Source organism: Chthonomonas sp., assembly GCF_035294505.1.
In the GTDB taxonomy this organism is placed as follows: Bacteria; Armatimonadota; Chthonomonadetes; order Chthonomonadales; family Chthonomonadaceae; genus Chthonomonas.
In genome coordinates this window covers 17,966-29,884 of sequence record NZ_DATGKU010000200.1, presented here as the reverse complement: position 1 = coordinate 29,884, position 11,919 = coordinate 17,966, and the positions used below count along the sequence as shown (strand labels likewise).

Annotated in this window: 7 protein-coding genes; 4 read left to right on the top strand and 3 right to left on the bottom strand. The window is 56.9% G+C overall.

The genetic code is table 11. The features are described from left to right. Window positions 1–405: 405 nt before the first annotated feature. The 3 genes from VKV18_RS12645 to VKV18_RS12635 are packed head-to-tail and all read right to left on the bottom strand — an operon-like array spanning window position 406 to window position 4,791. Window positions 406–1,557: a hypothetical protein gene (locus VKV18_RS12645; protein WP_324204558.1), complete on the bottom strand. Its 1,152-nt coding sequence runs from the start codon at window positions 1,555–1,557 to the stop codon at window positions 406–408. Window positions 1,558–1,567: 10 nt separating this feature from the next. Next, window positions 1,568–2,608: a GNAT family N-acetyltransferase gene (locus VKV18_RS12640; protein ID WP_324204557.1), complete on the bottom strand. Its 1,041-nt coding sequence runs from the start codon at window positions 2,606–2,608 to the stop codon at window positions 1,568–1,570. Next, window positions 2,605–4,791 (bottom strand): hypothetical protein, encoded by a 2,187-nt coding sequence (locus tag VKV18_RS12635; RefSeq protein WP_324204556.1) that lies wholly within the window; start codon window positions 4,789–4,791, stop codon window positions 2,605–2,607. The genes VKV18_RS12640 and VKV18_RS12635 overlap by 4 nt, the downstream gene beginning before the upstream one ends. 276 nt (window positions 4,792–5,067) lie before the next feature. Here VKV18_RS12635 and VKV18_RS12630 point away from each other — a divergent pair, with 276 nt between their 5' ends. From VKV18_RS12630 to nadA, 4 genes are all read left to right on the top strand, one after another. Then, window positions 5,068–5,583 carry an Hsp20/alpha crystallin family protein gene (locus tag VKV18_RS12630; RefSeq protein ID WP_324204555.1) on the top strand — a complete coding sequence of 172 codons (516 nt, stop codon included), beginning with the start codon at window positions 5,068–5,070 and terminating at the stop codon, window positions 5,581–5,583. 135 nt (window positions 5,584–5,718) lie between these two features. Continuing rightward, window positions 5,719–8,832: an alpha-mannosidase gene (locus VKV18_RS12625; RefSeq protein ID WP_324204554.1), complete on the top strand. Its 3,114-nt coding sequence runs from the start codon at window positions 5,719–5,721 to the stop codon at window positions 8,830–8,832. A gap of 20 nt (window positions 8,833–8,852) precedes the next feature. Then, the gene (locus tag VKV18_RS12620; protein ID WP_324204553.1) at window positions 8,853–10,580 is read left to right on the top strand and encodes an NFACT family protein; all 1,728 of its coding nucleotides are present in this window, start codon (window positions 8,853–8,855) and stop codon (window positions 10,578–10,580) included. A 159-nt stretch (window positions 10,581–10,739) separates the two neighbouring features. Continuing rightward, entirely contained in the window at window positions 10,740–11,831 is a 1,092-nt protein-coding gene (gene nadA / locus VKV18_RS12615; protein ID WP_324204552.1) for a quinolinate synthase NadA, read from the top strand. Window positions 11,832–11,919: the final 88 nt, after the last annotated feature.

Genomic DNA, 11,919 nt, shown 5'->3' with positions numbered 1-11,919 from the left:
GGCATATCACCAGAACACGATGTTCTCGCTCCCGCAAGCGGTTAGCGAGAACAAGTAGCTGGCTCGTGGTGCCGGAAATTTGGTTGCTAGAAACGATCTGTACGATGTTCATCGTTCGCGCAAAGCCTCAAGCCGCCTTCGCGAGTGGACAGGAGGACCGGGCGGCACCGCGTTGAATGCTCTGAAAAAATCCTTCCTTAAAGATTACGCACAAATTCCGGCATGGTTTCTCGCAAAGCCAACAGAGCGCCCTGGTGAATTTCGCTCGTTGCATCAAGCCACGGTAGTATAGCACGCCCACCACCCAGAGTCAAGCAAAAGCGATTCGGAGCGAGGCGCTCGCTCTCCGCTTCCCTAAGGAAAAGCGCCTCTGGCTGCCGCCTTTGTTGAGAAACCGTGGCTGCCTTATCGCTCGGCTGCGCTGGCAGGTTGCCACAACAGCCCTTTGCCACTTGCAGGGTCTACAAAAACACCGCAGACGGTGATGGGGTCTTTAGGATTGAGGGCTCGAACCTGCACAATGACGCTTCCGGTAAAGCGAAAACGTAAATAGGCGCCATTTCCGAAGTTGTCTACAACCTGCGAGGCAAGGGGATGGCCTTGAATATCGTAAACGTCTACTTCATAGCTCCAGCCTAGCCGCGCATAGTCGAGAAAATAGAGGCTTAAGCGGTGTGGTTGCGCATCGGTCGTGTTGACCCGTAGAAAGAGCGGCAGCATCTTAAAATGATAGACGTTTGGCTGATGAGGGACGGGCACAAGTATCTTGGCGGCGGCAAAGGCTACCGGCGCACGCTCGGTAAGTCCGTTCGCTCCCAAAAGCACGCGCTTATCCTCCACTTTAGGCTGTTTTGTGAAGGCGAAGCTTACAAACTCGCTTTCAAGCACATCGTTTCCGATGGCGGAGGGGCGCCAATGCTCAAACCCCGTGCCTCTTTGCACGGTGACGGTAGGTAAGAAGAAGCTAGCAGTACCATCCCGAAGCGGGATAAGAAAGCCCTGTTTGCCGTAGTGCCCTAACCAGTCGCCCTGCGTGGTGTCGTCTCGTCCCTCATATACCACCTGGGTGCCCTCGATGCCTTCGGGCACGATCACATAGAGCCGCTGTAAGGAGTTAAGCTGTTGTTTGCCTTGGAGGGCCAGCACATTCCATTGAAGCAGCGCGTTGTGGGGCATCGGGGGCAGTTTTAGGGTGAATGTGAGCGTGCGTTGGGCATGCGGCTTTAGCACGAGTGGCTTAGTGGCCATGGCAAGCTTATGTGGCGCACCCTTTTTTAGAAAATAGAGAGGTGCACTACGTATAAAGAGCGTTACGGTGTGGCTACTTGTATTGGTAACGGCCACCGGTAGGTGTGCAATGGTCGCTGCAGGTAGCGTGGGCATCCAGCGAGGGCTTTCGCCAAAAGCGTTTGGCTTCAGCGCCTCCGACGGATAGGTTGGTACACCTAACACCACCGTGTTGGCCCAAGCCCCTTTGGCTCCGCTCCAGCAGAGCAAGAGGGCGAGCGCAAACCCTGGGAGGCCTCGTTTGTAAAGCTGCATAAGGTTGTTTTGCATGGTTATCCACTTAAAAGAAATGCAGGGGGTTATGGCAAACATAGTGTTCGAGTTTTGGAACGGGGTGGGAACTCATATAGAGATACTGAAACACAATGCGCCACCCACACCCCAACAGCCACTGCAACATCACCTCATTGCAGCCGGGGATGGCGAGGTAGGGTTCAACGCGCGCGAGATGCCCGCTCGTACGAGGATGGAGCCGTGCCACGTGCAGCACATGCAGCACCATGCGCGGTAGGTCGGTGGGATTGAGGGCAAGGAAGGGGCCGGTAGAGAGCGGGCCATAGTAGGCATAGCCAACCGGCTCTCCGGCCTGCGCTCCCCCACCGGCCCTACGAAACAGACGGGCTGCCCCCTCCGGTCCGCCGGTTTCGGCGATCCAATGGAGATGTTCGGGCAGGCGGGTATACCCCAAAATCGCTCGGTCGAGATGGTCGAGCACGGCAAGGGTTACCGGTTTGGCCTCTATAGGCTCTGCTAACAGCGGCTCTTCTGAGGAATCGCGGTTGGAACTGCTAGGTGGAGCAACTGCATCGAGGATGGGACCATGGGGTTGGTGGGGGTGAAGCGACTCCGGTTGCCCTCCTAAAAGCAGCATGGGCAGGCGTGGCAAACAGCCGGCGAGGCGAATATAGAGTGAATCGGCAGCAGGATGATAAGAGGCAAGGATAAACCGAGAAGAGGCGCCGGCCTCCTCTCCATCTTGGAGACAACAGCGCAGAAGTGTCCGCCCGATCCCCTGGCGTTGGTAGGCGGTCAGCACAAAGAACTCGGTAAGCTGCCATACTCCGTCTCGCACCATACTGTGCGCGTATCCCACGATGCGGCTTCGGCCAAAACGCGGTGTATCCTCGGCCACCCAGTAGCTGGAGTTCGGCGCAGAGCGAAGATGACGCCGCGCTCTCACGTGCTGGCTCCAGCTCATGTCGCTGCCCATGGCACGGCGCATTACGTCGAAAGTATCGGGTTCGTCCTCCGGCGTGCCCCGCCGAAAGGTGATGGAGCGCGAAACGCGCTCGGCCTCCACAGGCCGTGTTGGGGAAGTCACCTCACAAACTCCTCTTCAGCCTCAACAGGAAAATGTTGCGCAACCTCACTCGTTCTATCCTCATGCATCCGCGAGATCGGAAATAGAGTATACACATTTTCAGCTTGCACTTCGATACGATGTTTTCCGGGGGATAGGCTCTCCAGTGTAAGCCGATAGGTATCCCCTTGCAGATGGGTTGCCACCGGTTTGCCATCTAACATCACTCTGAACGTGGTGGGCGCATAGCCGAGATAGGCCCATTGAAAGGCGAGTGCTCCCTGCTCCTTTCTAGGAGGAGCGAGGGCCAGCAGGCCTTGTTGCCGGGTGGGATGATGATAAAGGAAGATCGCGGCCTGCGTGAGATTAAGGTACAGATAGCCCCAACCGCCTTTGCCACGATAGGCAGGGGTTGTTAAAGAAGTCGGTTCAATGTCGTTGGAGAGTTCAGGGCTGTAGCTATCCATATACATATCGTGCTTTGGCCCGTAGCCCGCCCCTTCCGGTTGCCCGGCAAACTCGTTCCATTGACAGATAAGCAGAAAACGCGGCCTTACCGCAAAGGCGGTTTGCCATTCCTTGATGTAGGTGTAGCCGTTCTCATGCCCCATCGTTTGCGGATAGAGCCACCCCCCATCCCCAAAGAAAGCGATGGTAATGGTGAGCGCTTCCGGTTGGCCTTGATAGTAGGTTGGGATGGGAGTTATGCTGCCGTCCATCCACGACCAGTAGCCGAAGCGCTCGAAGTGGCAGCTTTGAAGTTGGCTGGCCATCCAGCGCACTGTGAACTGGGGGGCAAAGATGGGGGGCTGCCCTTGCAGATCGCCCGGCCCCGGCCCGTTGAAGAGCACGATCAGCGGCTTACCGTAGGCATCTAGCCAAAGGTCACGATAGGTCGGATTCGCCAAATAGTGCTGGTAGACCCATGCTATCTCCTCATTGAGCGCTGTTGTGGTGGTGGAAGGGCCGTTATTTAGCCCCAGCAGGAGCGTGATTTTGGGAACAGAGAAGCCCTCTTGCTGCAGTTTTGCCGCTTGCTGAAACAGCACATCGGTTCCCCTTACAAGCTCATCCACACCCGGCGCATGGTCTTTCCAATGTTGTAGTCCCCAGAGGTTGTTCGACCAGTCCACGAGAATGAAATCTATGCCGCACCGGATCATCCAGAGGAGATGTTGCCGCGCCACAAGCGGGTCGAAGGAGCTGTAGGTGCCTTCCACCGGAATGGCCTCGGCGGTGTTCCAGGTGGCATTCAGAGGGGTGAACCACGGTTCCCACTCTATACCCACGAGGTGCGCCGGATCGCATGGCAGCTTCTGCTGAGGATGCCATGGAGTAACCTTCACAAGCACGATGTTCGAGCGAGGTGTGTTGGCGAGGCATGGAGTATCGGTGGTAAAAGCGCTGAAAGCCTTCAGGCCTGGCCACCCCGTTATATCTCGCGCCCAAACGCCCTCACCCACTTTGGCTTCCACCACCGCCGGCGCAGCGGAAGCTGTAGGTTGGGGCCATTGAGCTGGTCGCGCCAGGCTTGCCTGCCACGAGGAATCGGTAACGATGGAGGCCGATTTGCCGGAAGGCAAGCCCATATCAAGGCGTGCTAAAAGGCCTGCGGGACCGGAGCCGTTGTAGCATTCCACCGCCAACCAGTTGGCGCCCGGATGAAGGGCGCGTTGCAGCGCTCCGACCGCATGCACCTTATGAAAATCCGTGCCGTTTGCAACGCGCCTGCCGTTAATGTAGGCCGTAAACAGGTCATCACAGGTGATATGGAGGATGGCGTCTTTAGGCTTTTGTGGAAGGGTAAAGACACGCCAGAGCCACACCGTTTGATGATCTTGCAGCTTTGAAGCCCATATCCACCAAGCCGAAAGCGGATGAGAGGAGGAGGCCTGAGCCACCTGAAGGCGGGCTAGGCCGGGAAGAGGCAACGAGACCGAGTAGGTCGCTTGCCCTAGGGAATCGGTAGCGATCTCTGCGCCCCAACGACGCCCATTCCACAAAGGCCAAAGCTTCACTCCGGCGGCAGGCACACCCTGTGCACGAAAAGCCTTTACATGAAGTACAACACTTGTGCCTTCCGCCACCTGCTTCTGATCGGCCCGAAGATTGAGGGTTAGCGGGGTCGCAGCCCCTAACGGGGCAGCCGCCCCCAAAAGCAGGAGCCAGACGCCCACCCAGCCTAAGTGCCGGCAACAGCGCATTGTGTGCAAACTACCCTTTCCAAGTCCTAATTGTGTTTCTTTTTTCTCTACGATGCGGGCGGTTTCCTGCCCGAGTGGGCATTCTCTTTTGCGCGCTTGTTAGCCCTCCTTGCTTGGGGGAGCCGAGCGTGCCTTTGGGCCGCGAAAATTCCGTAAAAAAGCGTGGGAGCACCCCGCAATTTGGGAACATTGAATATGGCACTGTGCGTACATATTAGTGGAACACACTAAAGAGGTGTGCCAATAAGAATATAAACTCAAAAGGAGGTGATGTCTATGGCCCGCAACAATGGAAACGCCTTGACCGTGCGATCGAACGAGAACGTGACCCGCTGGAACCCCTGGGCAGAGTTTGACCGAATGCATCGCTACATGGACGACATTTTCGCCTCGTTGATGGGCTACACGCCGCTGAGCCGAATGCTCGGGTCCACCGCCTTCGTGGGTGATCCGGAGCTGTCGCCCGATGTCTTCGAGACCGACGAGGAGATCGTCTTCGTGGTGCCGCTGCCGGGCATCAACCCGGAAGACCTCCATATCGAGGCCACAACCGATACCATCTCCATCCGTGGCGAGCGCAAACCGTTCTATCAAGCGGAGAACGCGGTGCAGCATCGCCAAAGCCTCTGGTCGGCTCGTGGCACGGGCAACTTCCAAATCTCCTACACCTTGCCGGTTGAGATCAACCCCAACAAGGTGGAGGCCAACTATCGCAACGGCGTGCTCGAGGTTCATCTGCCTAAGGCGGAGGCTGTTAAGCCCAAGACCGTCAAGATCAATGTCAACAAATAGTTTCCAGGGGAAGCTGCGAGGTGTGCTATTCTCACCTCGCTCTCCAGCGTAAACAGACAAAGCCGTAGGAAAAGCCGCTGCCTATGGTGAATAAGCTAGAAAACTAGCTTGAACCCATAGGAGCGGCTTTTCCTTATGTCAACGCCCCACATCCTACGCACAGCGCTTCAGCGCCTTCGCGGTGCGGCCGATCGCGCTCTCAACGGCTTTCCTTCCATCACCTGGCAACGCCTTGCCGGCCCGGGTGAAGGCACTCCTGTACTTCACGGCACCGGTTCATTTGAAAATCTTTTTGTAGAACCGAACACCGAAGTTCTTCTCTCCACAAAGCTGAACCTCCCCCAAACGGTAGCGGGCGTCTCCATCGTCGGAGAACCGCTGCAGGGAACTCTCTTTACGCTCTACCCCACCCGCATTACCTGGAACGGAAAACCCGTGTTTGAGGACGACAGCCTCTCTGTGGCTGCCGGACCGGCGCTTTTCACCATTGTTCCCGCCCTGAAGGAGGGCGACAACGGCGAGTTGCGTTTCGAAATGCGCATCCCGAACAATCAGGTGATCGGGTGGTACCAGCTGCGTCTGACCACGCCAAGCCTTCGTAACCGTTTCGAGAAACTCGATATCCTTTGGGCGCAACTTGCCCTCGCTCACGGATTCGCACAAACCGAAACCGAACACCGCCTCGTGCAAGAGGCTGCCACACTCGTTCCGGAAATAACCGACGAAACCTCCCTCGATCAGATAGAGGCGCTCTCTCAACAGATCGTCACGGTTCTGATGCCCTTGCAAAAACCTATTGCGGACATGCGGGTTCACCTTATCGGCCATAGCCATATTGATATGAACTGGTTATGGACGTGGCCGGATACGGTGCAGGTAATCCTGCGCGACTTCAAGAGCGTCCTCCAGCTGATGGAGGAGTTCCCCGAACTTACCTTCTCTCATAGCCAACCGGCAACCTATGAGGTTGTACGCCAAAAGGCACCCGATCTCTTTCAAAAGGTGCTTGAACGCATTAAAGAGGGACGATGGGAAGCCACCACCGTGGCCTGGATCGAGAACGATTCGAATATGTCGTCGGGCGAGGCGCATGTCCGCCAGATGTTAGAGGGGGTACGCTACTCGCAGACGGTGCTCGGCGTAACCCCAACGACCTATCATGCCCCCGATACCTTTGGGCATGCCGGCAACATCCCACAGCTTGCAGCTTCCGCCGGGGCAGAGCGCTACTATCACCATCGCGCGAACCCAGGTCAGGCACAGCTCTGGCCTGCCTACTGGTGGGAAGGGCAAGATGGAACGCGCATTTTGGCCTTCTCTACCCCTTCCTACAACGGAGAGATTTACGCTCGTGACCTGGCCGAAGCGGCCCTTCGCGCGCACCAAGCCGGACATCACTGCGCGCTGCACTTCCACGGCATCGGCGACCACGGCGGCGGCCCCTCACGCCAAAACCTAGAGGCCTTACGCCGCTTCCAGAAAACCCCCCTGCTTCCAACCGCATTCTGCAGTCGCCTCGATAACTACACAAGAGAGCTTCTGCAACATCACCCGGTCTTGCCTGTGCATAGGGGGGAAAGCAGCACCATCTTTGAAGGCTGCTACACAACCCATGCCGACACAAAGTACTATAACCGCATGGGGGAAAACCTGCTCTGCACTGCCGACACGGTAGCAGCTCTTGCCGGTCAGAACGCTACAGAGGTGCTGAGCGAGGCCTGGCGTACCGTCTGCTTCAACCAGTTCCACGATATTCTCGACGGCTCGGCCATCCGTGAGGCCTATGAAAAGAATCGTGAGGATTTTCTGGCCGTAAAAGCCACAGCGCAACAGGTAATACAACAGGCCCTCGATAAGCTCGAAAGTCCTCTGCCTCCAGGTGTCATTGCCGTTACAAACCCGCTCGGTTTTGAACGCACGGATGTTGCGCGGCTTGAGAGATGGGAAGGAGCGCCTCCGGCTGCCTTACAGGGAGCGGATGGCACACGGCTCCCCCTGCAGATAACGGCAGAAGGTCTGCTTTTTACGCCCACCTTAGGTGCCTTTGAAACAGCCGGCTATCAGCCCGTGCACGATGCGCCGGCCTTTCCCATCCTCGCGCCAGAACCGGCCTACGCTCCCATAGACCCGCGTTCAGCGGCCCCTCCAGCCGATGCTGAGGAAAACGCGCCCTACTATCGCATCGAAACCCCGCATTTCATTGCCTACATTCGTAGAGACTGCGGCATCATCGTGAGCCTCTACGATAAACGAGCAGGTAAAGAGTTGGTGGGCTATGGCTTGCGCCGTGGCAGCGATTACTTGGACTCGGCTCGGCCCGACCTCGCCCTCGGCGTTTTTCAGCTTGTGGACGAATATCCTCATGGCATGGCTGCATGGCATTACGACGAAGTCTATCAAGAGTTCAGCCTGATTCGCGGGGTGACAACGCGCGTCGTGGAGACGGGGCCGGTACGCTGCGTTCTGGAGGCGCACCATACGGTTCGGAAATCGGCCATTACCCAGAGGATCATCTTCTATCAAACGCTACCTCGGATCGACTTTGAAACCCACCTCGACTGGCAAGAGGAGGGCAGCCCGCAGGTAGGCATTCCCAACCTCAAAGTCGCGTTTACAGCGCGCCTATCCGAATGCCAAGCCTGGTTCGAGACGCCCTATGCCGCCGTGCGTCGTCCGGCAGATGGGCAAGAGGTTCCCGCGCTGCGTTGGGCATGGGTCGGCGGAACGGAATATGGCATCGCCTTACTCAACGACAGCAAATACGGTTACGATGTGCTTGGGTGTCGGCTACGCTTGAATCTTGTGCGCACCGCCTATGAGCCTGATACCTGCTCCGACGTTGGCTCGCATCAAGTTCGCTATAGCCTCTATCCTTATCCGGCCTTCTGGTCCGAAGCCGGGGTCATAGAGGCCGCTGCCGGTTTTAACCAGCCCCTTATCGCAAGAAAGGCGAACGGCAAAAGGGCCTCACGCTCGATCTACCGCCCCTATCTTGCCTCAGGCACCACGGTGAAGATCGGGTGTTTGAAAACCGCTCATGATGGCAACGGAATGATCGTTCGCCTCTATGAGAGCGCAGGGCACCCCGGCATCGCTCTTCTGAAAGGCCTGCCGGAAGGGACTCAAGTCTGGGAAACCACCTTACTGGAAACGGAGGGACGGCCTTGCAAGGTAACCCAGGGAGTTTTGTCGCTCTCTTTCTTGCCTTGGCAAGTTAAAACGCTCCGCCTGTTGTTACCACAAGGATAGAGTTTGGGTGGGTAAGAGACTTGAGAACCTTCGACAGTCTAACGCTTCGGGCCTGTGTAGACGAACTAAACGCGGTGTTGGTGGGCGGGCAAATTCAGGAGGTACGTCAACCCAATGAGCGCGAGATTCTGCTGGGCATTCGGAATCGCGGGGTAAACTATCTGTTGCTGCTTTCAGCCCATCCCCAGTTCGCACGCGCTCACCTCACGTTAAAACGCCCTCCAAACCCGCCCATACCGCCCACTTTCTGCATGACTTTGCGCAAACATGTGGAAGGTTTGCGCCTTCTCAAGCTGCGCCAACTCGATTTCGACAGGGTTCTCTTTCTTGAAATCGGCTTCCCCGCCGATGAATTTCCGTCGGCAACGCTCATTGGGGAGTTCATGGGGAAACATTCCAATCTTGTTTTGGTGACGCCGGAGGGCACCATTCTCGATGCCATTCACCGCGTGAGCCATCGCATCAACCGCGTACGGCAACTGCTTCCCGGCCAACCCTACCAACTACCGCCCCCGCAACCCGATAGGGCCGACCCTTTTGCACCACAGGCCGTAGAAAAGATCGTACGAGAGCTTGGCTCCATCCCTCCTAACGACGTGGAGGGTTTGGCGAGCGCTCTTATGCAGATTTATGCCGGGCTATCGCCCTTCTTATCGAGAGAGATAGCGATGCGCGCCCTAAATTATGAGGATAGAGCACAAGGCCTTCGTATCGCCTGGACTTCTCTTTTTGATGCGGCCGCGCAACAGGACTATAGGCCAACGCTGTTTCTTTCCGACGTCGGCACGCCTATAGGCACCTACCCGTTCCCCTCGGTGCAGTGGCCCGAAAACCAACAAAAACCCATGGAGAGCCTTCAGCTTGCCCTCGATCAAGCCTATACCTTTCTTGTAGAACAGAACGAACGAGAGTCGCAGAGGGCAAACATACGCGCCCGTATTGAGCGCGCCATAGCCACCTGGCAGAAACGATTGGCAGGTGCCAAAAAGGCTTTAGAGGAGGCAGAAAAAGCCGACTTCTACCGCCAAAATGGGGAGCTGATCCTTGCAAACCTTTGGCGCATTCAGCCCAATATGTCGAATATCATTGTAGAGGATTTTTACGACCCCGATCTCAAGCCGCGCAGCATTCCTCTCGATCCGCACCGAACGCCTCAGGAGAACGCGGAAAGCTGGTTTCAGCGCTATCGAAAAGCGAAAGCGGCGCGAGAACAAGAAGCGCAGCGGTTGGCGCAGGCGGAAAGCGCACTTCACCGGCTCGAATCGGCTCTCGTGGAGTTAGCCCAACTCGGCACCCCTGAAGCGATGAGGGAACTAAGCGAGGAGCTTGCGTCTCAGGGCCTCTTGCCGAAGGAGGGCATCGAGCGGGCACGCACCGAAGAGCCGGAGTTTGAGGGGCACAAAATCCGCCGCTACTTCTCACCCGAAGGCTATGAGGTGCTCGTAGGCGAAACGGCCACGGCGAACGACTACCTCACCACGCGCGTCGCCCATCCCAACGACATTTGGCTGCATGTGCGTGCCGGTGTCAGTGCCCATGTCGTTATTCGCACCCACGGTCAGCCGGAGCGCGTGCCGAGATCGGTCATTGAGTTCGCGGCGCGGCTGTGTGCACAGCATAGCAAACAAAAGCATGCTGCCCTTGTTCCCGTGGACTACACCCTACGCAAGTATGTTCGCCGCCCGCGCGGGGCCCCTCCTGGCGCCGCCGACTACTGGAACGAGCGTACCATCGAGATCACCCCCTAAAACATTGCAGCGCTTTTGCTGCGCGATTCGTATATAATAGTTAAAAGCAAGACGCGGTCAAAACCGCAAAAATCTAAAACCTCGTGGTAGGGCGATGTCAACATCCCCGTTCCACCTTAGGTGGAACTGCTCGCCCTCAGTTGAAGGGAAAAGTAGACCATGTTGCAAAAACCGCTTCCCCAGGAGATCGTGCAACTTTCTCCCGAAGAGACGGACGCGCGCATCGCCACGGCCCGGCGCTGCTTGGGAGAAGATCTCATTATTTTGGGGCACCACTATCAACGCGATGAGATCATCAAATGGGCCGACTTTCGTGGCGATAGCCTTTTGCTTTCCCAGATTGCAGGCAAACACCCCGAAGCGAAATACTTTATTTTCTGTGGGGTTCACTTTATGGCCGAGTCGGCCGACATCCTCACCCGGCCCGATCAGATCGTCATCCTACCCAACATGAACGCGGGCTGTTCCATGGCCGATATGGCTAACATTGGGCAGGTAGAACGCGCCTGGGAACAGCTCAGCACCATCACCGATACCGGCCGCATCGTGCCAATAACCTACGTCAACTCAACGGCGGCCATCAAGGCCTTTGTGGGGCGCCATGGCGGGGCGAGTTGCACCTCTTCCAACGCCCGCAAGGTTGTGCAGTGGGCGCTCGAAAAAGGCGATAAGCTTTTCTTCCTTCCCGATCAACATCTTGGGCGCAATACCTGTGTGGCGCTGGGGTTGGATCCGGAAAAAGAGATGCTGCTGTGGGACCCCACCAAGCCCCTTGGTGGCAATAGCCCGGAAGATATTCGCGCAAAGCGCGTCTACCTTTGGAAAGGGCACTGTTCGGTGCACATGCGGTTTACCGTGGAGCAGATTCGGCAGGCGCGTCAAGAATACCCAAATGTCAACGTCATTGTGCATCCCGAATGCACTCTGGATGTGGTGCAGGCCGCCGATGCCTACGGCTCTACGGAGTTCATTATTAAGACGATTCGTGAGGCACCGGCAGGGAGCGTATGGGCGGTTGGAACGGAGATCAATCTGGTGAAAAGGCTCGCCGATGAGATGCCTGACAAAACGATCTTCTGTTTAGACCCCATTGTCTGCCCTTGCTCCACCATGTATCGCATCCATCCTCACTATCTGTTGTGGGCCATGGAATCGCTGGTGCGCGGCGAGGTGGTGAATCGGGTGCAGGTGCCACCGGAGATCGCCAAAGAGGCTCGCCTGGCCCTGGATCGCATGTTGGCCATTGTTTAAGCCAGAACGCCCTCTTTAACGCCCAAGAAGGCCTCTATAGGATAAACTGATTCTGGGGGAGCTTCAAAAAAGCTCCCAAACTTTTGAC